23 protein-coding genes are annotated in these 23,655 nt (G+C 59.1%); 9 read left to right on the forward strand and 14 right to left on the reverse strand.

Translation table 11 applies throughout. The features are described from left to right. Positions 1-386: 386 nt before the first annotated feature. Positions 387-668 (forward strand): hypothetical protein, encoded by a 282-nt coding sequence (locus AC13C0_RS14370; protein ID WP_117619083.1) that lies wholly within the window; start codon positions 387-389, stop codon positions 666-668. On the opposite strand, the gene AC13C0_RS14375 is transcribed toward AC13C0_RS14370, so the two are convergent. The 8 genes from AC13C0_RS14375 to ftsY form a co-directional block, all read right to left on the reverse strand. Further along, positions 662-2,152, reverse strand: coding sequence for a HAMP domain-containing sensor histidine kinase (locus tag AC13C0_RS14375; RefSeq protein WP_117619082.1), 1,491 nt, complete (start codon positions 2,150-2,152; stop codon positions 662-664). The two genes, AC13C0_RS14370 and AC13C0_RS14375, sit on opposite strands and share 7 nt — an antisense overlap. Further along, a complete protein-coding gene (locus tag AC13C0_RS14380) occupies positions 2,139-2,819 on the reverse strand; it encodes a winged helix-turn-helix domain-containing protein (protein WP_117619081.1) in 681 nt (226 codons plus the stop codon). Before AC13C0_RS14380 ends, AC13C0_RS14375 begins: the two co-directional genes overlap by 14 nt. A 132-nt stretch (positions 2,820-2,951) precedes the next feature. Then, complete coding sequence (gene hyi, locus AC13C0_RS14385) at positions 2,952-3,731, reverse strand: hydroxypyruvate isomerase (RefSeq protein ID WP_117619080.1); 780 nt, start codon at positions 3,729-3,731, stop codon at positions 2,952-2,954. Between the two features lie 7 nt (positions 3,732-3,738). Then, positions 3,739-4,650 carry an NAD(P)-dependent oxidoreductase gene (locus tag AC13C0_RS14390; protein WP_117619079.1) on the reverse strand — a complete coding sequence of 304 codons (912 nt, stop codon included), beginning with the start codon at positions 4,648-4,650 and terminating at the stop codon, positions 3,739-3,741. Positions 4,651-4,889: 239 nt separating this feature from the next. Further along, entirely contained in the window at positions 4,890-5,750 is an 861-nt protein-coding gene (gene rpoH, locus AC13C0_RS14395; protein ID WP_117619078.1) for an RNA polymerase sigma factor RpoH, read from the reverse strand. Positions 5,751-5,945: 195 nt separating this feature from the next. Then, on the reverse strand, positions 5,946-6,950 hold the full coding sequence (gene ftsX / locus AC13C0_RS14400; protein WP_341581072.1) for a permease-like cell division protein FtsX: 1,005 nt from the start codon (positions 6,948-6,950) through the stop codon (positions 5,946-5,948). Then, a complete protein-coding gene (gene ftsE, locus AC13C0_RS14405; RefSeq protein ID WP_117619076.1) occupies positions 6,940-7,629 on the reverse strand; it encodes a cell division ATP-binding protein FtsE in 690 nt (229 codons plus the stop codon). The genes ftsX and ftsE overlap by 11 nt, the downstream gene beginning before the upstream one ends. A gap of 29 nt (positions 7,630-7,658) precedes the next feature. Then, positions 7,659-8,840, reverse strand: coding sequence for a signal recognition particle-docking protein FtsY (ftsY, locus tag AC13C0_RS14410; RefSeq protein WP_341581069.1), 1,182 nt, complete (start codon positions 8,838-8,840; stop codon positions 7,659-7,661). A 160-nt stretch (positions 8,841-9,000) separates the two neighbouring features. On the opposite strand from ftsY, the gene rsmD reads away from it, so the two are divergent. Further along, the gene (gene rsmD / locus AC13C0_RS14415) at positions 9,001-9,651 is read left to right on the forward strand and encodes a 16S rRNA (guanine(966)-N(2))-methyltransferase RsmD (RefSeq protein WP_341581068.1); all 651 of its coding nucleotides are present in this window, start codon (positions 9,001-9,003) and stop codon (positions 9,649-9,651) included. 59 nt (positions 9,652-9,710) lie between these two features. On the opposite strand, the gene AC13C0_RS14420 is transcribed toward rsmD, so the two are convergent. Continuing rightward, positions 9,711-10,895, reverse strand: a complete 1,185-nt coding sequence (locus AC13C0_RS14420) for a DesA family fatty acid desaturase (RefSeq protein ID WP_117619073.1) — start codon at positions 10,893-10,895, stop codon at positions 9,711-9,713. 138 nt (positions 10,896-11,033) lie between these two features. Between AC13C0_RS14420 and mutM the strand changes: the two genes are divergently transcribed. The 6 genes from mutM (at position 11,034) to AC13C0_RS14450 (ending at position 16,236) form a co-directional block, all read left to right on the forward strand. Continuing rightward, positions 11,034-11,846 carry a bifunctional DNA-formamidopyrimidine glycosylase/DNA-(apurinic or apyrimidinic site) lyase gene (mutM, locus tag AC13C0_RS14425; protein WP_341581067.1) on the forward strand — a complete coding sequence of 271 codons (813 nt, stop codon included), beginning with the start codon at positions 11,034-11,036 and terminating at the stop codon, positions 11,844-11,846. 185 nt (positions 11,847-12,031) lie between these two features. Further along, positions 12,032-12,364, forward strand: coding sequence for a hypothetical protein (locus tag AC13C0_RS14430; RefSeq protein WP_117619071.1), 333 nt, complete (start codon positions 12,032-12,034; stop codon positions 12,362-12,364). A gap of 95 nt (positions 12,365-12,459) precedes the next feature. Continuing rightward, positions 12,460-13,149, forward strand: a complete 690-nt coding sequence (gene yrfG, locus AC13C0_RS14435; protein WP_341581065.1) for a GMP/IMP nucleotidase — start codon at positions 12,460-12,462, stop codon at positions 13,147-13,149. 41 nt (positions 13,150-13,190) lie between these two features. Beyond that, entirely contained in the window at positions 13,191-13,598 is a 408-nt protein-coding gene (gene hslR, locus AC13C0_RS14440) for a ribosome-associated heat shock protein Hsp15 (RefSeq protein WP_117619069.1), read from the forward strand. 76 nt (positions 13,599-13,674) lie between these two features. Further along, positions 13,675-14,529 carry an Hsp33 family molecular chaperone HslO gene (gene hslO, locus AC13C0_RS14445; protein ID WP_117619068.1) on the forward strand — a complete coding sequence of 285 codons (855 nt, stop codon included), beginning with the start codon at positions 13,675-13,677 and terminating at the stop codon, positions 14,527-14,529. A 171-nt stretch (positions 14,530-14,700) separates the two neighbouring features. Further along, positions 14,701-16,236 carry a phosphoenolpyruvate carboxykinase gene (locus AC13C0_RS14450; protein WP_117619067.1) on the forward strand — a complete coding sequence of 512 codons (1,536 nt, stop codon included), beginning with the start codon at positions 14,701-14,703 and terminating at the stop codon, positions 16,234-16,236. 64 nt (positions 16,237-16,300) lie between these two features. Here the strand turns inward: AC13C0_RS14450 and AC13C0_RS14455 are convergent, their stop codons facing one another. Both AC13C0_RS14455 and AC13C0_RS14460 read right to left on the reverse strand, forming a co-directional pair. Further along, positions 16,301-18,367: a TRAP transporter large permease subunit gene (locus AC13C0_RS14455; RefSeq protein WP_117619066.1), complete on the reverse strand. Its 2,067-nt coding sequence runs from the start codon at positions 18,365-18,367 to the stop codon at positions 16,301-16,303. Positions 18,368-18,393: 26 nt separating this feature from the next. Beyond that, positions 18,394-19,458: a hypothetical protein gene (locus tag AC13C0_RS14460; protein ID WP_341581063.1), complete on the reverse strand. Its 1,065-nt coding sequence runs from the start codon at positions 19,456-19,458 to the stop codon at positions 18,394-18,396. 301 nt (positions 19,459-19,759) lie between these two features. On the opposite strand from AC13C0_RS14460, the gene AC13C0_RS14465 reads away from it, so the two are divergent. Beyond that, the gene (locus tag AC13C0_RS14465; protein ID WP_117619064.1) at positions 19,760-20,032 is read left to right on the forward strand and encodes an HU family DNA-binding protein; all 273 of its coding nucleotides are present in this window, start codon (positions 19,760-19,762) and stop codon (positions 20,030-20,032) included. A 48-nt stretch (positions 20,033-20,080) separates the two neighbouring features. Here AC13C0_RS14465 and AC13C0_RS14470 read toward each other — a convergent pair whose 3' ends face one another. From AC13C0_RS14470 to AC13C0_RS14480, 3 genes are all read right to left on the reverse strand, one after another. Beyond that, a complete protein-coding gene (locus AC13C0_RS14470; protein WP_117620409.1) occupies positions 20,081-21,085 on the reverse strand; it encodes a putative solute-binding protein in 1,005 nt (334 codons plus the stop codon). Positions 21,086-21,313: 228 nt separating this feature from the next. Continuing rightward, positions 21,314-22,621: a dihydroorotase gene (locus tag AC13C0_RS14475; protein WP_117619063.1), complete on the reverse strand. Its 1,308-nt coding sequence runs from the start codon at positions 22,619-22,621 to the stop codon at positions 21,314-21,316. After that, a complete protein-coding gene (locus tag AC13C0_RS14480; protein WP_117619062.1) occupies positions 22,618-23,631 on the reverse strand; it encodes an aspartate carbamoyltransferase catalytic subunit in 1,014 nt (337 codons plus the stop codon). The genes AC13C0_RS14475 and AC13C0_RS14480 overlap by 4 nt, the downstream gene beginning before the upstream one ends. Between the last annotated feature and the right edge of the window lie 24 nt (positions 23,632-23,655).

The raw sequence follows: 23,655 nt of genomic DNA on the forward strand, positions 1-23,655 counted from the left end.
ATCGGCTCACGGTTTACGCTCCACGCTTCCTCTCCACAGTTGGTCGCCCTTCCGCAGTTGCGCTTCACTTCGTTCGCTGTGGCCAGCTTACGGGAGGACTTGCACCTCCAGGAGTGCGCCCATGCCGGGCGCACTAAAAAAACCCCGTAAAAACGGGGTAAGGCTAGCGCTGTGCTGGAGGGAGAAGCAAGCAACAATTCGTGCATGCTTCCAAAGCTACAGTGTCTATTATGCACAGCGAGCATTACACCGGCGTGGCCGAGGAATTACCTTTTGGTCAGGGAAATGGCCGACCCTCTCCCCCGGGAATTAGGTTGCACACTCTAGGGGCAAGGCATAACTTTGCAAAATAACTTTTTACAGGTTCCAGTGACGGAGATACCGACATGAATACTCAAAAATTGTTGAATATGGCGCTTAATGGCGTAGACGCCGTGGGTTATAGGCTGGACCAGTTCGGCATCACCGGCAAGGTGAACCGCCATAACATTGCGGCCTTTCTGATGGCCGAGCAGAAGCATCTGGAGGGGGAGTGGGACAGTATTCAGGTGCGGGTGAATCGCCGCCGTTCACAGGTTGAAAAGATCACCCACCAGATTGAATGCCGCACAGATGCCCTGGTAAGCCCGGTACTGTCGAGGATTAACCGGTTCCGCGCCAGTCAGTGAGTTTCTGCGCCAGTGGATTCTGTTGCGATTCGGGCTTCCGCTCCCGCTGAGTCCGCTGGCTGTTCTGCCTGCGCTGCCCGGATCCGTTTCCGGGCCTCGGTAAAGGCAGGCATCCGGACGGTCACAGTCAGTCCGGGCGGAGTATCCCCCGGGTGGGTATCGCTCAGAACAATTCGGCCCTGGTGGATTTCCGCAACCGCGCTCACCAGGCTCAGCCCCAGGCCGTTGCCTGGCAATGAGCGGCTCTTGCCAACACGATAGAAGCGCTGGAACACCTGATCTTTCTCGGCGTCGGGAATACCAATACCACTGTCCCGAACCTCGAAGATCGCCTCGGCACCTTCCTTTCGAACGGCAACACCAATAACCCCGTGTTCCGGAGTGTATTTGATCGCGTTATCGATCAGGTTACTTACCATCTGGAACAGCAGATCCCGGTCACCTTCGATCATCACGCCGCTTTCCAGGGACTGCTCAAAGGACTGGTCTTTATCCTCCGACAACGCCTCATAGAGTTCGCAGGCGTCGGTAACCAGTTCATCCAGCGATACCGGTTTCATATCAGCCGCATTGCCCCGGGTTTCAAGCCGGGCAATCCGCAGCAAGGCGTTGAAGGTTGCCAGCAACTGATCGGCCTCGGCCACGGCGCGGCCGGCCTGTTCCCTCGCTTCATCGTTATCTACCGACATCAGGGTATTTTCAAGCTGGTTCCGCAGGCGGGTCAGGGGGGTGCGAAGGTCATGGGCAATGCTGTCGGAAACGTGCCGGATACCTTCCATCAGATAAACAATGCGGTCCAGCATCTGGTTAAGGTTTTCCGCCAGCTGGTCAAAATCGTCGTCCGTTCCACGGGTAGGAATTCTCAGGGACAGGTGGCCATTCATGATCCGGCGGGAGGTGTTGTTGATGATCTCAATGCGGCGGGTGGTGCTCCGGCTCATCAAAAAGCCGCCCAGCAGGGCGAGCCCCAGAGTGATCCCCATCCCCCAGTTGATGGCGGTTTCAATCACCCGCTTCAGATTGGTGAGCTCGTCCACATCCCGCCCCACGAGCAGTCGCAGACCACCCTGCACCTCGAAGATGCGGGCGCGGGCCAGCCGTTCAGGCCCGGTCCAGCCAACCGATTCGTTCAGGGTGAAGTTGATCCAGCCGCTCTCGGAACGGCTGCCTTCCGGCCAGGTCTCGATATTTCCGGCCAACTTCAGGAAGTCGTCTGTGGTCAGCAGGTAAATGGATTTGGCATTGGGATCGCGGGCAACCCGCTCGCGAATAATGGTGATCAGGCCGTTTACCCCACGGCCCCGGTACTGCTCCGCCAGACCGGCGATTTCCGCTTCAATGGTTTCGTCGGTCTGGGCGGTCATGAAGCCCGCTGTACGCCAATAGATAAAGGCCAGTAACAGAAATACCGAGGTGGCAAACACCACCATGTACAGCAGGGCTAACTGAAAAGACGAGGTCCTGAGCTGGCTAAGCAGTTTCACGTAACATGTACCCTGCACCCCGGATGGTTTGCAGTAAGGGGGTATCGAATTCCTTGTCGATCTTGGCTCGCAGCCGGCTGATATGCACGTCTATGACGTTGGTCTGGGGATCGAAGTGATAGTCCCAGACTTTCTCCAGCAGCATGGTCCGGGTGACCACCTGGCCGGCGTTGCGCATCAGATATTCCAGCAACCGGAATTCGCGGGGCTGAACATCAATGTTCTGGCCTGCCCGCTTGACGGTCCGGGCCAGCAGATCCATCTCTAGATCGGCCACCCGCAATACGGTTTCGGTTTCCGCCGTCTGCCGATTGCGTCGGATCAGGGATTCGATGCGGGCCAACAACTCGGTGAAGGAAAACGGCTTGGTCAGGTAGTCATCACCGCCGCCCCGCAGACCCTCAACACGGTCGTCCACATCGCCCAGGGCGCTCAGAATCAGAACCGGCACCTGGTTTCCGGTGGCCCGGACGGTCTTGATGATAGACAGCCCGTCCATCCCCGGCAGCATGCGGTCCACAATCATGATGTCGTAGTCCTCACTGGCCGCCATCATCATGCCTTCCTTGCCGTCGGCCGCATGATCCACCACGAAGTCGGATTCCTTCAGCCCTTTGACAAGATAATTTGCTACGTCCTGATCGTCTTCGATTACCAGCGCTTTCACCGGCTCTCCTCCCGATAGCGGATTACATTGACCACGATTTCATTGACCACATTTCATTGACCACAAGGGTACGAAGAACTTGGTAAGCCGGCCAGTTACCATCTTGTAAGAGGGTGTCGCCTATGGCGACGGTCAACCCTTACCTTTAAACCAGCCCAGACTGTCGCCCGTGGCGCCTGAGGGCCGATACTCGGCACTTACCCAACCTTCATAGTCCATGCTGTCGATGGCCGCAAAAACATTCGAAAAGTTAATCTCCCCGGTGCCCGGTTCATGACGCCCCGGATTATCGGCAAACTGAATGTGGCCAATCCAGGGCAGCAGACACTCCATCGAGCGCACCAGATCCCCCTCCATGATCTGCATATGGTAAAGGTCATACTGCAGGCGAACGTTGTCTGCGTCCACCTCCTCAATCACTGCAAGCACCTTGCCGGAGGTGTCCAGAAAGAAATCCGGCATATCCACCCGTGAGTTAATGGCTTCCAGGCACAGGGTGATGTTGTCCTCTGCCAGCTTTCCGGCCGCCCAGGCCACGTTGTCCACCAGGGTCTGCCATGCGATATCCTCGGGCAGATCGGCCGGCTTCAGCCCTGCCAGGCAATTCAACTGCCTGCAACCCAGCGCCCGGGCATACACGATTGCCTGAGTCACACCAGCTTTGAACTCATCCACCCGGTCTGGCAGGCAGGCAATGCCCCGCTCACCAGCCTCCCAGTCACCCGGCGGCAGATTGAACAGCACCTGCGTCAGCTGATTGTCGTTCAACATCTGACTGAGCATGTCTTTCGGGTAGGCATAGGGGAACAGATACTCCACTCCCTCAAATCCCGCAGCCCGGGCCATGGCAAAACGCTCGGGAAAATCGACTTCTGTGAACAACATGGACAGATTGGCAGCAAAACGGGGCATGGCGTCGTTACTCCTTGGGGCGGCGGCCAAGAGCGCCAAGCAGAGCACCATTCAGGTGCTCCAGCTCAAGCAGCAGACCGCTGTGGTCAACCTCACTGTGACCATTGGCCACCAGCGACAGATATTCATTATGGGTCTGCTGGGCCAGCGGCAGGGTTAAACCTTCCGCGCGAGCCTCATCCAGAATCATGCGCATGTCCTTGAGCTGAATACGGGCCGGAGCGCCGGGCGCGAAATCACGGTCAATCATCCGCTGACCGTGCAATTCCAGAATCCGGCTACCAGCAAAGCCGCCCAACAAGGCTTCCCGAACCGCTGCTGGATCCGCCCCGCCCTTCGCAGCGAGCAACAACGCCTCAGACACCGCACCGATGGTAATCCCCACAACCGCCTGGTTGGCCAGCTTCGCCAGCTGCCCGGATCCCACCGGACCAATCCTCGTACACTTGCCAAGCGCATCAAACACCAGCCGGGCCCGGTCCACATCCGCCTCCGAGCCACCGGCCATAATGCTCAGGCGGGCCTCAGCGGCACCCACCGTGCCCCCGGATACCGGCGCGTCCACATAACCAGCATTGCGCTCCGCGGCCAGCTCGCCATGACGCCGGGCCACAGACGGCTGAACAGAGCTCATATCGATCACCAGCGCACCCGGCTTCAGGGCATCAATCGCCCCTTGTACCACCAGCACCTGCTCCACCACATCACTGTTCTCCAGCATGGTGATCACCACATCGGCACTGGCAACCGCCTCTGCCGGAGACTCGGCAATCGATGCCTCCGAGGCGAACGGCTCACACTTGCTGGCAGTCCGGTTCCACAAAGTCATCGGGAAACCCGCATTCAGAAGATTTCGGGTCATCGGCGCGCCCATCAGGCCGATACCCAGAAAGGCAATATGAAGACGATTTGTAGTCATTTTTCAGGCCTTAACACCAGAAGTTCGAGAAGGGATTGGGTGGGCCTTTCCAAAACCGTGCGGAGCCATGAATGGCGGAGCCGAGCGTACAGGGACGTATTCACAGCGTGTTTTGGAAAGGCCCACCCAATCGCTTCTGCCCCCAAGTTATAATTTCCGATTATACAAACAAAAACGCCACCAACCGGAACCGGTGGTGGCGTTCTTAATTGCGCAGCCCAGAAAGCCTGGCCGATAAATCAGGCAGCCTCAGACATCTGCACGCGGATCTTCTTCATCGCATTCTTCTCAAGCTGCCGAATCCGCTCCGCAGACACGCCATACTTATCAGCCAGCTCATGCAACGTCGACTTGCTTTCAGACAACCAGCGCTCGCGCAGGATGTCCTGGCTACGCTCATCCAGCTGCTCCAGAGCCTCCATCAGGCGGCCATTGGAATCCTCTGACCAGTCGGAGTTCTCCAACTGGGTGGCCGGATTGCTACGGGTATCTTCCAGATAATACGCCGGCGCCTGATAGGCGTTGTCCTCGTCATCGTCCATCGGACCATCGAACGCCGTGTCATGGGAGGCTAGCCGGCCTTCCATTTCCCGAACAACCTTGGGCGCAACACCCAGATCTTCCGCCACCGCGTTCAGCTCATCGTGACTGAGCCAGGCCAGCTTCTTCTTCTGGCTGCGCAGATTGAAGAACAGCTTGCGCTGGGCCTTGGTAGTGGCCACTTTCACAATACGCCAGTTACGCAGAATGAACTCGTGAATCTCGGCCTTGATCCAGTGCACGGCAAAAGACACCAGCCGAACCCCATACTCAGGGTTAAAGCGCTTGACTGCCTTCATCAGGCCAACGTTACCTTCCTGGATCAGGTCTGCCTGCGCCAGGCCATAACCAGAATAGCTCCGGGCAATGTGGATCACGAAACGCAGGTGTGACATAACCAGATAACGGGCTGCGTCCACGTCGCCCTCATAATGGAGCCGCTCGGCCAGCTCCCGCTCTTCATCCGCTGTGAGCACCGGAATGCGACTCGCAGCCTGAATGTACGACTCGAGATTTGCGCCCGGAACCAGTCTGTCAACCAGCTGTAAACTCGTACCCATGCCTTAACCTCCGAACCCGACGATCCTTAAATATACCAACTGCACGTTAGACCGCCAAGAACCTTAAAAGTTCCCGGACTCCCCAGTAAAACGTTATGAATCAACTATCTGGAAAATCCACCCTGAATATGCTGTCCTCGACACTACGTCAGCGGAAGCTGTCTCCACAATACGGTTTTCCCGCTATCCGGATCATTAACCCCCGGTAATATCGCCCGGCTCCATGTCATCCAAATGACGTTTCACCGCGACCCAGGCGCCAAGCCAGCCTAGCAGCATTGCTACAATAATCAACGCCAGCGCACCATCAAAGTTCAGTCCGTTGAGCGAGAAATCACTCCGGTACAGGCCTGCCAGCCGCTCTATGGGCCCACTGAGCCACCATAAGGAGAGCTGCAACAATATCAGTGCTACCACCCCACCACCCAAACCGAACCAGGCGCCGGTATAGAGAAAGGGCCTGCGAACGAAGCTGTCAGTGCCGCCCACCAGCTTGGCGACGAGGATTTCATCCCGCCGGCTCTCGATCGACAGTCGCACAGTATTCCCTATCACCAGCACCACCGCAGCCGCCAGCAGGATAGCCAGCGCCCAGACAGCCCGGGCCAACAGGTCGGTCATGGCATTCAGGCGCTGCAACCAGCCCAGGTCCACCTGAACCCGCTCGACGCCTTCCATCCCCTCCATAAACCGGACCAGAGCTTCCACACCTTCCGCAGAGCGGGCACCTTCCTCGGGCGTCACCAGCAGGGTGTGCGGCAAGGGATTTTCTTCCAGGTAATCCAGGGTATCTTCAAGCCCGGACGATGCCCGGAACTCCTTCAGCGCCTGATCGCGGTCCACCAGTTCGACACTGGCGATCCGGCCGTCCGCCGCCATCTCATCACGGAGCTCGCGAGCCTGTTCCAGGGGCACCTCCAGGTCGATATAGGCGGTCACCCGCGCACTGTTCTCCCAGCCAGCACTCACACCCTGAAGACTGGTCAGCAATAATAGCAACGCGACCGGCAGCGCCAGCGCCACCCCCATCACTGTCCAGGTCATCAGGCTGGCAACCGGGGTGCGCCCCAGACGCCGGGCGCTGTCGCGGGCCACCTTGCGGTGGTGGGTCAGGTAGCTTTCCACCTGCTCGCGCCATGCCGAGCGGACCCTGTTTGCGCCACGGGTCTGCTCCGGCCTTCGTCGGGGGTCAGTAGCCACTCACACCCCCTGCCATTGGCGCGCCACCCGCTGTCAGGCGACCGTGATCAAGCGTCAGGGTCCGCCGCCCCATTTTGTTGATCAGGGCAGTGTCGTGGGTCGCGATCAGCACGGTAACACCCACCTGGCTGAACTGACCAAAGAGGTTCATGATGTCGGCAGACAGCGCCGGATCAAGGTTACCCGTCGGCTCATCCGCCAGCAGGACCGGGGGTTTGTTAACCACAGCCCGGGCAATACCCACGCGCTGCTGCTCACCACCGGAAAGCTGCACCGGGTTCATTTTTTCCTTGTTCAGCAACCCCACCTTGTCCAGGGCGGCCCGAACCCGGCGCCCGGTATCCCTCGGGGATGCCCCCATAACCTCCAGAGGCATGGCCACGTTGTCAAAGACCGTACGGTCAAACAGCAGCTGATGGTTCTGAAATACCACTCCGATGTGACGGCGAATGTAGGGAATCTGGCGACGGGGTAAACGGTTCAGCACTTGCCCGCCCACAATAACCTCGCCGGCACTGGGGCGCTCCATCACCATGATGAGTTTCAGCAGGGTACTTTTACCGGCACCGGAGTGGCCGGTGAGAAACGCCAGCTCACCACGCTCCAGGCCAAAATTGACCTGGCGCAGGGCGGTGTGATCACTGTCGTATCGCTTGGTGACCTGACGGAACTCAATCATGGGCGGCTACCGCTGGACTTAACTCCGGGCTATTCGTCAAACAGTGCACCCACAAAGGTTTCGGCATCGAAACTGCGCAGGTCGTCCACCTGCTCACCAACACCGATAAAGCGGATGGGCAACTGCAACTGACGGGCAATGGCAAACACAATACCGCCTTTGGCGGTACCGTCCAGTTTCGTTAACGTAATGCCGCTCACGCCGACCGCCTGCTGGAAAACCTGGGCCTGGCTCAGGGCATTCTGGCCGGTGCCTGCATCCAGCACCAACATCACCTCATGGGGCGCGGATTCGTCCAGCTTTTTCATCACCCGGACAACCTTCTCAAGCTCGCTCATGAGGTTATCCTTGTTCTGCAGCCGGCCCGCGGTATCCGCAATCACCACGTCCACGCCCCGGGACTTGGCAGACTGGATCGCATCAAAGATGACCGATGCACTGTCAGCGCCGGTGTGTTGCGCCACCACCGGCACGTTATTCCGCTCACCCCAAACCTGAAGCTGCTCAACGGCGGCGGCGCGAAAGGTATCACCTGCCGCCAGCATCACCGACTTGCCCTCATTCAGGAATTTTTTGGTGAGCTTACCAATGGTCGTGGTTTTACCCACCCCGTTAACACCCACCATCAGGATCACATAGGGCGCCTTGCCGGCATCCACCTCCAGGGGCTTGGTGACATCTTTCAGCAGACCGTTCAGCTCATCCCTCAGGGCCTTGCGAAGCGCCTCGCCATCCTTGAGCTGATTACGCTCAAGCTTGTCGGTCAGAGATTCGATAATCTCGGAGGTGGCGGTAACGCCCACGTCTGCCATCAGGAGTGTGGTTTCGATTTCCTCCAGCAGATCCTCGTCAATTTTCTTGCTCAGCGAGAAGATATCCGACAAGCCACCGGTCAGATTCGCCCGGGTTTTGCCCAGGCCCTGCCGGATGCGCTCAAACACACTGACCTGGGGCTCAGGTTCCGGAATGCGCTCCGGTTCGGGGGCTGCCTCGGGCTCCGGTTCCGCCTGAGACGGCGGTACGATGGCGGGCGGTGCTTCGCTCTCGGATGATTCTGGCCCGGGTGCAGGCGCCGGACCCTTCGCGACCTCCGGCTTACGTTGCGGAACCGGCCTGGGCCGTGGTGCGCGGCTTCGGTTGCCGGCGATATCCAGAACAAATACGAGCACAAGAAGGGCCAGAAGGCCGATTGAAATCCACTCTGCCGTCATAAAGTCATACCATCAGTCTGAATGGGCGGGACAAATTAAAGCCGACATTCTAGCAGACTGTCCCGGTGAAGTGAGGACTACGCGGATTATCACGCCGGGCCCGCTTTCCGTTACCATGCACCGGATATTCCGAATCAGACCCGCCTCTGGAGCTGCAAACATGGCGCGCCGAAACCCCGCAAACCGGAGCCAGCCAGGAAAACCAAAACCCCGGCCGGGTGCTTCCTCATCCCGGAAAGAGGTTGGTACCGGCGAGCTGCGCATCATAGGCGGCGACTGGCGCAGTCGGAAACTGCGCTTTCCGGACGCCGGCGGCGTCCGCCCGACACCGGCCCGCGCCAGGGAAACCCTGTTCAACTGGCTCACCTTTCACCTTGCCGGCAGTAGCTGTCTGGATCTGTTTGCCGGCTCGGGCGCATTGGGACTGGAGGCACTTTCCCGGGGCGCTGCCACGGTCACCCTCGTGGACCACACCCCGGCATTGGCCACGGCATTAAGAGACAATCTAAGGCTGTTGAAATCCAACGGCGGTGAAGTGATCTGTGCCGACGTTGAAAGCTACCTGAAACAGAGGAACCGCCCACCGTTTGACATTGTGTTCATGGATCCACCATTCCGTCAGGGCTGGCTGGGAAGACTGTTTCCACTCCTTGACCAACAGGAATGGATCAGGCCCGGGGGCTGGGTTTACGTGGAACACGAAAGCGAGATCCCGACCCCTGCCGTGCCAGGCACCTGGCAGCTGCATCGCCAGAAAAGCGCTGGCCAGGTGACCTATTCCCTGTTTCGGGTGATGGCTGAGGCGGAATGACAAAGGGTAAAGACGGGGTCAGATGAAAGCGTTCATCTGACCCCATATTCAGTCGCCTATCAAACTCCGGCAGAAGGCCGCAGAGAATAAGCCCTAAGGTGCTCGGCAAACTCTTCCAGGTAGCGAATACCACTGGCTTCCGCTTCCCGACACCACTCCATCAGAGCGTTGAGCTTGTCCTGGGGTTTGAGACCACGCTGGCGCCAGAGTGCTTGCAGCTCATGACTTTTCTCATAGATCTGACGCAGCACCGGATTTCGCGCCAATACGGACTCCAGGGTCTCCTTTTCTGTCGGCTGAATCAGTGTGACTTCACGAGACAGCAGCCGTTTGAGCTTCCGGTACCGGGGACGGATTTCATCGTCCATAAGCGCCTTCTGCTGGCGCAGCACGGGCTCCATCACCCGCTTGCGGTACTGACGCATGATATCAAACCGGTTATTGGCAATAGCCTGAACGGTTTCCACGTCAACATCGATCTTGCCGGGCACATGATGGGCAATCGGGCGGAACCCTTTCGGCTTCGCCAGTCCGAACAACTGGAACAGCCGGATGTAGCCCCAGCCAATGTCCACTTCGAACCAGCGACGGGATAGCTTGGAGGAGTTCGGGTAAGTGTGATGGTTATTGTGCAGCTCTTCGCCACCGATCAGCAGCCCCAGGGGCGAGATGTTGCGGGCGTTATCGGCACATTCATAATTGCGGTAACCCATCCAGTGGCCGATACCGTTCACCACGCCAGCGGCCCATACCGGGATCCACATCATTTGCACCGCCCAGATCCAGATTCCGTGAACACCGAACAGCGCCAGATTGATGATCGCCATCAGGGTAATGCCCAGCGTCCTGTGCCGGCTGTAGACGTTGCGCTCGACCCAGTCCTCCGGGGTGCGCTGGCCGTAGCGCTCAAGGGTCTCAGCCGTTGCCGAATCGGCATAAAGTTCGGCGCCCTGGAACAGTACCTTGCGGATACCCAGCACCACCGGGCTGTGAGGATCTTCCTCAGTTTCGCATTTGGCGTGGTGCTTCCGGTGAATAGCGGTCCACTCCTTGGTGTTCTGGGCCGTGGTCAGCCACAGCCAGAACCGGAAAAAGTGTTTCAGAGCCGGATGCAGATCCAGCGAATTGTGCGCCGAATGGCGATGCAGGTAGAGCGTTACACTGACAATCGTGACATGGGTCATTCCGAGCGTAACCAGAATGAGCTGCATCACCGACAGGTCAAGAAGACCATTAAACCACATAGCAAACCCTCAAAATCATAATCCCTGGCGCAAGGCCAACTTCATCACTTTAGCGTACAGCTGTAAGCCACAACAACAGCATTTGGCTGCAAAATTGTTACTGATTACACTTATTCCTTTTCCTGTGGAGACTCCCCTTTGCCCGAACTGCCTGAAGTCGAAACCACCCGCCGCGGTATTGCGCCCCATTGCGAAGGCCAGACCATTGTTGGCGTTACTGTACGAAACAGCGGCCTGCGATGGCCCGTTCCAGCGGATCTGGGCGAGAGACTCAGGGGGCAGATGATAAGAAGTATAGACCGGCGTGCGAAATATTTGTTCCTTAATGTGGACCAGGGAACGGTGATTGTTCACCTGGGCATGTCCGGCAGCCTCCGGATCATTACTGATGACACACCACCTATGGCCCATGACCATATTGACTTGGCACTACAATCCGGTGTCATTCTGCGGTTCAACGATCCCCGGCGCTTTGGCTGCTGGCTCTGGGCCGACTCCGTCACAGATCACCCGCTGATCAGCCACCTTGGACCTGAACCTCTGGCGCCGGAATTCAACGGTGCGATGCTGTTCCGGCGTTCCCGAGGCAAAAACACCCCAGTGAAGTCCTTCATCATGGACAATCATGTGGTGGTGGGCGTTGGCAACATCTACGCCAATGAAGCCCTGTTCAAATCGGGCATACACCCCCGGCGCAAGGCGGGTCGCATCAGCCGGGACCGCTATCACCGGCTGGCTGAGGCCATTCGGGAGACCCTCAGCGCAGCCATCCTGATGGGCGGCACCACCCTGAGAGATTTCGTCAACAGCGACGGCAAACCCGGCTACTTCGCCCAGTCTCTTCTGGTGTATGGCCGTGGCGGAGAACCCTGCAAGAAATGCGAAACCCCGCTAAAAGAAATTCGCATGAACAACCGTGCCACGGTTTACTGCCCCCGCTGCCAGCACTGAACGCTAACGAAAATGCACATTCCGCAACGGAAAATCGTTTGAAAATGCGCAAATATGATTCATAGTTAACAGAGGATTAACGCCCACGGTTTACAATTAGGATTGTATCCACTCGATGCGATTCTGGTGCCATTTTCTCTGGAGACAGCACCTACAAGGGCCAAAAAAGCTCAGGAGACAGTACGATGACCCGCAAGATTTCCCGCACCCTGGTGGCCACTGTGGCGGCCTGCCTGTTGGTATTTTCATCCCTCGGACACGCTCAGGCTGTGGATGAAACCCCGTCAGCGTTAGCGATGACCGGCGACGCCATTTTTGTTCGCCCGGCCCTGCTGGCAACCACCATCGTGGGCAGCGCCGTATACCTCGTATCACTGCCCTTCTCCCTGCTGGGCGGTAACGCAGATGAAGCCGGTGAAGTGCTGGTAATGGGCCCGGCGCGAGCCACCTTTGTACGCTGTCTCGGCTGCACCCGTACCGGCCGCAAGCCGGAAACGGTTAAACAGACCGACAACTGATCCGGACCCAGCGGGACAGCCTCCGTACTATCACGGCTTGCCCCGGCGAGCGATCTCCGGCAGCCTGAAGAAAAATTTTCAGGCTGTTTTTGTATATGGTTGACTGGTCTTCCCTCGAAACGGTGTTCCTTGATATGGACGGAACACTGCTGGATCTGCATTTTGATAACCACTTCTGGCTCGAGCATCTGCCCGCACGCTATGCCGAGCACTATGACCTCCACCCTCAGGAGGCCAAGGACCGGCTGATCCCGATGATCATGGCCGAACGCGGCTCCCTGAACTGGTATTGCACCGACTACTGGAGTGAACGGCTTTCCCTCGACATCACCGGCCTGAAAGCGGAAGTCGGCGACCGGATCGGTTACCGGCCCCACGTGACCGATTTTCTTGACGCCCTTCGGGCATCCGGCCTTCGCTCGGTCATTGTCACCAACTGCCACCCGGCCCCCCTGGCCCTGAAACTCCGGCGTACCGGTCTTGAAGCGCGGGTCGATGACATTGTTTCCAGCCACCAGCTTGGCAAACCCAAGGAAGACCCCGAATTCTGGCAGGATCTTCAGGGGCTGGCGCCTTACCGGGCCGAAACCACCCTGATGGTGGACGACAGCTTTCCGGTGCTGGAGAGCGCTCGAAGTGCGGGCATTGCGCAATGCCTTGCGGTACTGGCACCAGACAGCCAGCAACAGGCCCGGGCCCGGCACCCGGAAATACCCTGCATTCACCACTTTGACGAAATCCTTCCGGCCCTGCGAAAGCGCTCACCCCTGCCATCCGGCCGATGACAGGGTTATAATCAGGTTACAAGCCCATCAGGTGAGGAGATATGACGGCATCAACCCCTGACGACCTACACGTAAGGCTCGACAAATGGCTCTGGGCTGCGCGCTTCTACAAGACCCGATCCCTGGCCAAGGAAGCGATTGAGGGCGGCAAGGTTCACTACAACAGCCAGCGCTGCAAGCCCGGAAGGCTGGTGGAGACCGGTGCCAAACTGACCCTGCGCCTGGGCTGGCAGGAAAAGGTGGTCATTGTTGATGACATCAGCGACCGGCGCCGCGGTGCACCGGAAGCCCAGAAGCTTTACCACGAAACCGAAGACAGCGTAAAAAAACGCGAGGAAATGGCCTGGCAGCGTAAAACCATGCAGGCAGCGCAGCTTCCTCCGGCCAGGCGTCCTTCCAAAAAGGACCGCCGGGATATTCAGCGCTTCCGCGAGCAAAACCGCATCTGAGCCCATTCATGCACCCCCGCACGTATGTCGGGATCATCACTGCCAAGACCGGCATTCAGTTTTCAGGAGACACATAATGGCATCCCGCGACCAGTTCCAGCGTTTTATCTTCGAGCACAGTCAGGTGCGGGGAGCCTGGGTACAGCTGGGAGAAAGCTTTCGCGAAATCGGCAGCCAGGCGCCTTACCCGGACACCGTAAGAGGCCTGATGGGCGAAGCCCTGGCTGCCAGCATTCTGATGAGCAGCACCCTGAAGTTCGAGGGCACCCTGTCGATCCAGGCCCAGGGGGAAGGGCCTCTGCGCACACTGATGGCAGAATGCAGCCATGACCGCTACATCCGGGGGCTGGCACGCTTTGACGAACACGCCGTCAGCGAGGACAGCTTCCACGACCTGTTAGGCGAGGGCCGTATGGCCATCACCATTACTCCGAACAAGGGCAACCGTTATCAGGGTGTGGTGCCACGGGAACAGGGCACCCTCGGCGGCTGCCTGGAAGACTATTTCGAGCGCTCGGAACAGATTCCCACCAGCCTGTTCCTGTTTGCCGATGAAAATGCCGCCGCCGGCCTGATGCTTCAGCGCCTGCCGGGCGCCACCGAAGAGGACGACGACCTTTGGGACCGGGTCAACCATCTCGCCCGGACGGTAGAGGCCTCCGAGCTACTGGAACTGGACAGTGAAACGCTCCTGCACCGCCTGTTCCACGAGGAGACCGTGCGCCTGTTCGATGCCGAACCGGTCGCCTTCCGTTGCAGTTGCTCCAGGGAACGAACCCTCGGTGCACTGGAGGCCATTGGCAGTGAAGAGTGCTACAGCATTCTGGATGAACAGGGCACCATCGATATGGATTGCCAGTTCTGTCATGCTCACTATCGTTTCGATAGAAATGATATCGATCATCTTTTCACCGGTCATACGCTACACTAACAGCTCTTCTGATTCGCCGGGAAGCCACTGATAGCAAGGCTTCCCGGGCAGTCGTTTTTTACCGGCGTGTCTGGCATAATAGCGCGCCTGAATTGACCCGATTGTTCAGATTTCCGTCAATTTTGGGGGCAGCCTGAGCAATCACTAAGACATCCCGAGGGCGAGGTCGAAGTGAGCAACACTTATCATGATCTGAGTACAGCACGACTGGTCGAGGTGGCACTGGCACGTGACGAAGGCCAGCTGGCTTCCAACGGGTCACTGGTGGTAACAACCGGTGATCGCACAGGCCGGTCTCCCATGGACCGTTACATTATCGAGGAGCCAAGCACCTCTGACGACATCCATTGGGGTCCGATCAACCGTCCGTTTGACGCTGAAAAATTCGACGCACTCTGGGACCGTGTTGAAGCCTACATTGCCGAAAAAGACCGTTTTATATCCCACGTTCACGTCGGCTCCGACCCCGAGCACTATCTGCCGGTGAAAATGACCACCGAAACCGCCTGGCAGAACCTGTTCGGCCGCAACCTGTTTATCCGCCCGGACAGTTACAACCCGGCCGACAAGCAGGAATGGCAGATCCTGAACGCCGCCAACTTCGAGTGCGTGCCCGAGCGGGACGGCACCAACAGTGACGGCTGCGTCATGATCAACTTTGCCAGGCGCAAGGTTTTGCTGGCAGGCATGCACTACGCCGGCGAAATGAAAAAAGCCATGTTCTCCGTGCAGAACTTCCTGCTGCCGGAAAAAGACGTGCTGCCGATGCACTGCTCCGCCAACGTGGGCGAGGACGGCGAAACCTGCCTGTTCTTCGGCCTGTCCGGCACTGGCAAGACCACCCTGTCTGCTGACCCGCACCGTTTCCTGATCGGCGATGACGAGCATGGCTGGGGCCCTGGCACCGTATTCAATATTGAGGGCGGCTGCTACGCCAAGTGCATCGACCTCTCCCAGAAGAACGAACCGATCATCTGGAACGCCATCCGTTTTGGTGCCATCGTCGAAAACGTGATGATCGACCCGGAGACCCGCGAACCGGATTACACCGACGTTTCTCTTACCGAAAACTCCCGTTGCGCTTACCCGCTCGAGCACGTCGAGAAACGGGTGATCGAGAACCGTGCCGGTGAACCCTCGCACATTGTGTTCCTGACCTGTGACATGACCGGCGTACTGCCGCCCGTGTCCATCCTGAGCCGTGAAGGTGCCGCCTATCACTTCCTGAGCGGCTATACCGCGCTGGTCGGCTCCACCGAGATGGGATCTTCCTCCAAGCTGAAGTCCACCTTCTCCACCTGCTTCGGCGCACCGTTCTTCCCGCGCCCGGCCGGCGTTTACGCAGAACTGCTGATGAAGCGCATGGACGAGTTTGGCAGCAAGGTCTTCCTGGTCAATACAGGCTGGACCGGTGGTCCCTACGGTGAAGGCGAGCGTTTCAGCATCCCGACGACCCGCGCCATCATCGCCGCGATCCAGAACGGTGATCTTGACGATGTGGCAACCGAGCACCTGCCCACCCTGAATCTGGACGTTCCGAAACGCGTACCCGGCGTGGATACCAAGCTGCTGAACCCGCGCAATACCTGGGTAAGCCCGGACTACTACGACGGCAAGGCCCAGGAGCTGATTGCCCAGTTCGTGGAGAACTTCAAGAAGTTCGATGTGGCAGAGGCGATTGTAGACGCTGGCCCCAAGCTGAGCTGAGGCTAAATACTGAAAGAGGGGTCAGATGAAAGCGTTCATCTGACCCCGGGTTCACGTTTTGCCGTTACCCCGCGTAGAACATCAAAGGCACAAAGGCCACCAACAACAACGAGATGCCCATGACAATCAGCGGCATGATAATGCGCTCGTGGCGCTGATAGAAAGTCCCGGGTTCCTGCTGCGCGGCCAGCACCTCTGCCTCGCCCACCACCTGCCGGGTCAGCAGGTGATTCAGGGCCACCGGCGGGCTCAGGTAACCCAGTTCAAACGCCACCAGAGTGACCATCCAAAAATGAATGGGGTGAATGCCACTGGAGTAAGCAATGGTCGCAACCGTGGCGGTCACCAGGATCACGGCGCCGAAGGCGTCCATGATCATGCCCAGTACCACCAGAATGACCACCATCAGCAGCATCGCCGACCAGGCACTGTCGAAGGACTGCGGGAAGGCCGCCATGATGTGGGAGCGCTCGATAACCCCGCCAATGCTGACCGACAGCCCCAGTAACAGGAGCAGTGCACCGATCTCGGCCGTTGTGTCATTGGTGGCGCCACGCAGGCTTCGCTCCAGTCCCTGATGATTAATCTCCCCGGATGCCCTGCCCCTGCGGTTTTTCAGGCTGACATGCTCAAACACCAGGATTGCGAGCATAATCACCGGCAACAGCCTGGGTGCGGAGAACTCGTCCATGCTCACGTCCAGGGCAAGACGGTAGAACAGCACCACACCGGTGATCACCAGCACATAGGGAATCAGCGGCCAAAGGGCCTGAGTCATGGCCGGGAAGGCCTCGGCGGACGGTGCAAGATTGAACTGGCTCTGGCGGTTTACCGTCAGGGCCACCACCGCAAATAGGGTGGCGGTCAGCACAAACACCCAGATGCCCCAGCCGAACAGCTCGTCGGTGGTCACTTCCCGGTTCAGATAGGCAATCACAACCACCAGCAAGCAGGGCCGCAAGACCACCCCCAGCGAACCGGACATGGCCGTCGCGGCCAGTGCCAGATGGCGGCGGGCGCCGGCGGCTCGCAACTCACTGTAGATCACCGCCCCGGCCGCAATCACAAAGATGCCGGAAGCACCGGTGTAGGCGGTCGGCACCGCCGCAACCAGAACGGCTACGACGGCCAGCATCTCCGGCGGCATGCGCCAGGGCCGAAAGACATTGAACACCAGAGTGGCAAGTCGGGTCTGCTTGAGCATCATACCCACCCACACGTAAAGACCGACATTCAGGAACATATCGGACAGTTCCATCATCTTGCCGAGATAGATGCCGATCCCCGAGGCGTGCCCGATCAGGGCGAAATAGGTACCGGAAATCAGGGTCATAACGGTGTAGAGCGGCACCGCCAGGAAGGCCTTGTTCAGGCTGCCGCCTTCGGGCAGATCATCCGGCACCCGGAACAGCCGGTACAGGCTGGCCAGGGTCAGGCAGGCAAAACCGATAATCCAGAAATTGTGCAGCAGCAGTTCTTCCGATGAAACCGCGGTATCCGAGCCCAGGCTGGATTGCCGGAAGATGGCACTGGAACCCAGCAACATGGCGTTAGCAATGGTTTGCAGCGTATGGGATACCGTGTGGTCCAGCCGGGTCTCCATCGCACGCATGGCGATGTGATGGCGGGTCAACGTGGCGGTCACCGCGCACAACATGACCAAAATCACCAGAATGAAACGCTGGGATTCCAGGCCAAAGGCGATCAGGTCGGCAATGAACAGTTCCACTGTCCGGTAGGCTGTGACACCCGGCGTCAGCTGGTCCCGGAGGTTCTCGAAGCTTCGATGGGCCTGCCTGCAGTCGGCGACAGACCGCTCGATGGCCAGCCGGATGTCTGCCGGGTCCTTTTCCCCGGCGCCCAGCAAGGCGGCCATCGGGTCGTCTGCAGGGGCATCCGCGGCCAGTTCAGCAGCCACTGCCGCCTCAATGTCCCGATCGGGATCACAGGTTGGCTGAACCGGATCCACGCGCAACTTGTAATACCCGCTCCACAGCTGCTCACCTCCGCGCAACATCTGGTTATGGATATCACTGCTGGTGGAGAAGATGACCACTGCCAGCAACAGCAGACACGCGGGCAGCGACGAAAACCACTCCAGCCCGCTACGATGAAAACCGCGCTTCGACATAACTGATCACTCTGGGTATGGAATGGTTACAGCAGATCGTCCAGATCCATGGTTTCAACGGCTTCCTGCTTGTCATCCCAGAAGGTACCAAGCTGGCCAAGCGGTGTACGGTGGCCTGTGTTCTCAACCCAGAGGCGGTCGGAGACTGCCACGATCATGTCCGTTGCCATGGCATCTACAAACCGCCAGTCCTCGTTGGCTGGCGCACTCTCCAGGGACTCGGCATGGTTCCGGATCACCTCGCGGACCATGGCCTCATCACCCCTGTTCAGGGCAGCGATGGCGTGAAATACATGGGGCAGCCGAACACCGGCCGCTTCCCCCTGGGCATCCGCAATTTCCAGTCGCTCGAAGGCGTCTTCACCCTTCGGCTGGGCGCCGGGGATCATGGCCCATACGGTTGCCCGCAAAGCCATAGGTGCGCCCCACCACTTGTCATTTTCAAGACAGCCGGTGGCCCGGGCCACGACCGAACCGATATTCGCCGGAACGCCAATGGATGAGGTGGACTGGGTCTGGGCGTTCAGGGCCTGCAGACCTGAAAGCAGGCCGGCCATGTAGATGAACTCATCCATGTCGTCGTCAAAATCGGGACACTCGCCATTGCCTGGCTCACCGTAATGGGCGTTGTGGTGCTGCCAGCCCTTGAAATAGCGCCGGGCAGCAAGGGCATGGGCCCGCTTCTGACGGATCATCGCATCTTCTGCGGCATTCCCGTTCATGGCGTGCAGGGCGGCAAGGGCCGCCAGCTCATGTTCCCGCGCCTGTTCATCGGCACAACCGCCGGCAGAGAGATAGAGCATGACCGCCAGCTGATCCGGCTCGCTGGTCACCCGGCCGAAAGACATCAGCAACGGTGCCGTCGCCTCACTCATGGCACAACCCATGGCCAGGTCACCGCTCTCCATGAGAAAGGGAACGGTGTGATCGCGGGAGAAGCCTTGCATGACATCCCCGGTGGTCTTGTACATCATGTGATTGACCGCACCGCAGCCGCTCAGGATCGCACTGGCTGTACAGGCTGCCACCAGGTTACGGAAACGGCGCGCCGTAAAAAGCGCCTTGCGGGATGGATTCCGGAAATGGGTCATACCTTCTTCACCTTTTGCGTGTTTTGTTCTGATGCACTCTTATGCGATGCCGGTCACACCGGCTAACCAACCGGTTTGTTACAGAGTGTAATCAGGCACGCATTATGGCGTACGAGATTCTGTTTTTATGCGACCGATGCCGCAAATGACGCCAAATTACACACACCGCCAACGCCCGATCGTTTGCACAACAGGCCGCGAGCCACTATAGATTGAAGCAACCGTGAGTCGTTGTGATTCCGGCCAGGACCCAGACCAAACAGCAGAATTACAAAGCAGAACTACAAAAAAGGAGTATCCGATGCGCAAACCTGAACTCGCCGCGGCCATTGCCGACCGCACAGGCCTGACCCGTGAAAAAGCCAGCGAAGTGATCACCGCCTTTACCGACCAGGTCTCAGCCGCTGCTTCCCGGGGCGAAGATACCACCCTGACCGGCTTTGGCACGTTCAATATCCGCAGCCGCGAGGCGCGGGAAGGGCGAAACCCGAAAACCGGCGAAACCATTCGCATCCCTGCCAGCAAAACGGTCGGATTCAAGGCCGGCAAGGCACTGAAAGACAAGATCCGGTAGGCAGTCGAAGGCCCGCCGACGCGGGCCTGTTTACCCTCTGACCGAATTTCAGGTTCCGGCCACGGACGCACACTCGGAACGGGTGGCATCAACCCGGCAGCGAATCGCTTTCATCAGCTTGATGGCGCGCTCGTCGTAAACCCCGTCTTCCAGCAGAGACAGACGAACCTTGCGCAGCATCTTGTCATACTCCGCCGTGTCTTCCTGTGGCAGAATCATCCAGACATCCTCAGGGATCTCCGCCTCTGCCTGGGCAATGATTTCATAGGCCTCATCAATGCGTTTGATCGCCTGTTCCCGCACCATCTGGCCGGCGGAGTCGGGGAAACGGTCGCGGCGGATGATCACCTGGAAATTCATGTAACCCAAAGCGTACTTCACCACCGCGCCGTTTGGCTGCACACCCTTGTAGAGCTCAAGCGGGGTATAGGCGACCGCCGGTGCGTACGCCAGATCGACACTGCCGTTATTGAATTTGCCGGCAAAGTTGGCCGAGTTCGATCCCACCACCGATGCGCCTACGTGGCGAACCATACGGACGGACGCCTGATCATAGTCCAGGGTAGCGATCCGCTTGCCCTGCAGCTTCTCGACCGAATCGATACTGCGGTCACGGGTGTGCAGATAAATGGCACCGCCCGGGAAGACACCGGCAACCTCATAGGGGCCGTCGATCAGGAACGGCCGGGCCTTGGGCTGGCTCAGGGTGTTGTACAGCAGCCGCATTTCCGCTTCACCGGGCACAGCACCCATGGCCTCCAGGCTGCCTGTGAACTTGTTGAACTCCCGGGCCCGGGTGCCGGTTAGCAGGACGGCATCGCACTGCCCTGCCTTGAAGTCCTCGGCGGCAACTTTCTCATCGGTGTAGGCCCGGAGATCCAGCTTGATGCCACTATTCAGGGCAGCCGGCTGGAAGGTTTTGGTGATGGCGAACAGCGGGCCATTGGCACCAACCGGGTCGAAGACGCAGAAGCTGCGCTCAAGAGGCTCGTTCTGTGCCTGAGCATGACCCAGCGAGGGCAACGCCAGACTGGCACACAGGGCAGCCGCCATGGCTACCCACTGGGGGAGATTTGTTGATTTCACGGGATGACTCCTGATTTTTATTGTCGGGCACCGGCCGGGCCACACGTTCCTTGGTCGACCATAGGACGACGGCTACAAGAATACGTCGGCACGGGTGCCTGCTATCAAGGGTTTTTCAGCAAGAGGGGGTGATTCTGTGATGGTGTCGACAGAGGTTCCGCAACCCCTGCCGCATTTTGGACCGGCGACCGGAAATCAGCCCGCCGGCTGTTGCCAGGCTTTTCGGCCCTCAGCAAGAGTGAGCCGGACCACGCCAGGCAATTCCCGGTCGGTTACCGGCGCATGACGGCCAACCGAGACAAGCGTTTGCGGACCCGGTGCCCAGAACGCTTCCGGATCAAACAGACAAAGATCGGCAGGCTCACCCTCCGCAAGGCGGGCCGTTCGGCCAAGCACGGAGGCGGGACCGGTGGTCAGCGCCCGGACCAGGTCAGGCAAAGCCAGTTCGTTCATTTCCACCAGTTCCAGCCCCAGCGACAACACACTCTCAATGCTGGAGAGCCCCGGTTCGGTGGCCGCCATGGGCGCCTGCTTGGCCGCAGTGTCATGGGGCTGATGCTGGCTCACGATGGCATCAATGACGCCCTCTCGGACTCCTGCAATCAAGGCCTTTCGGTCTTTCTCGCTGCGCAGTGGCGGACGCACATGGAACCGGCTGTCGAATCCGGCCAGGGCGTCGTCGGTGAACACCAACTGGTGCATGGCCACGTCGGCCGTCACGGCAATGCCTCGGCGGCGGGCATCCGCGAGCATCTCAACACTGCGGGCACAGGACAGCTGGCTCAGGTGCAACCGCACGCCGGTTTCCTCTGCCAGCAACAGCATTTCCATCACCGCCGCCGTTTCCGCCACTTCCGGAATACCCAGCAGACCCAGACGGGAGGTTACCAGCCCGTCGTGGGCATAGCCGTCCGCCGCCAGGGCCTGGTTCTCGGGGCTGAACATCACCGTTAAACCGAAGGTCTGGGCGTAGGCCATGCACCGGCGCAATATCCGGGCATTGCGCACACCCCGGGAGCCATTACCGACCGCCACGCAACCGGCAGCGGCCAGCCCAGCCATGTCGCTGAGCAGGTCGCCTTCAAGGCCCCTGGTAATCGCACCTACGGGTAGCACCCGGATAGGCGACCGGCTGGCGGCACCGTCACGAATCAGGTGGGTAACGGCACTGGAATCGTTCACCGGAGAGGTTTCCGGAGAGGCACAGACGGTGGTAAAGCCACCGTGGGCCGCTGCCCGGGTTTCCGAGGCAATATTGCCTTTCTGGCCATTGCCCGGTTCACGGAGGTTGCAGCAAAGATCAACAAAACCCGGGGCAATCACACAGCCTTCAGCGCTGATGGTTTCGTCCGCCCGCTCCCTGGTGGCCGTTTCACCCATAGCGGCGATCCGGCCATCCCGAACCAGCAAGGCGATGTTTTCAGACTCATTTCCTTCGCCATCGTACAGACGTCCGCCAGTGATTTTCAGGCTGTTGCCGCTGGATGTTTCAACACTGCTCATGCCTGCCCCCTCCCACTCAGTTTCTGCTGGCGCTCGGCCACCTGGCCACCCATGGCCATGGACATGACCGCCATCCGGATGGCGATGCCGTTGGTCACCTGATTGAGAATCACGGATTGCGGGCCATCGGCCACCGCCGATTCAATTTCAACGCCCCGGTTGATCGGGCCCGGGTGCATCACAATGCACGCCGGATGAGCCAGAGCCAGCTTTTCCTGATTCAGGCCATAGAGCCGATAAAACTCACGCTCGCTCGGCAGCAGGGCGCCTTCCATCCGTTCGTTCTGCAGGCGCAACATGATCACCACATCCAGATCCTTCATGCCTCGGGTCATATCGTACTCGACCTTACAACCCAGACTTTCCACATCCTTGGGCAGCAAGGTCCCCGGGGCAATCACCCGGACCTCTTCCGCCCCAAGCACATTCAGGGCACGAATCTGGGAGCGGGCCACCCGGGAGTGAAGCACGTCACCCACAATGGCCACCTTCAGGCCCTCAAAATGCCCCTTGTGCTGGCGAATGGTGAGCATGTCGAGCATGGCCTGGGTCGGGTGCGCATGGCGGCCATCACCGGCGTTGATAATGGCCACGCCCGGGGTGACGCTCTCGGCAATAAAGTGCGGCGCGCCACTCTGGGAATGCCGAACCACGAACATGTCGCTGGCCATGGCCTCCAGGTTCAGAAGCGTGTCGGACAGGGATTCGCCCTTGGACGTGGCCGAGGTGCTGATATCAAGGTTAAGCACATCGGCAGACAGACGCTTGGCGGCCAGCTCAAAGGTGCTGCGGGTCCGGGTGCTGGATTCAAAGAACAGGTTCACCACAGTCCGGCCGCGAAGCAGGGGCACTTTCTTGATGGTGCGTTCGCCGACTTCAATAAACGAATCGGCGGTATCCAGGATGTCGGTCAGTAAGGCGCGGTCGAGGCCATCAAGGGTGAGAAAGTGCCGCAACTGACCATCCCGGGTCAGCTGCAAGGGGTGCGGGGAAGCGTCGTTTGCGGTCATGGGTCGCCTGTTATCTGTTTCGGA

The sequence above is a fragment of the Marinobacter sp. B-21 genome, assembly GCF_056857895.1.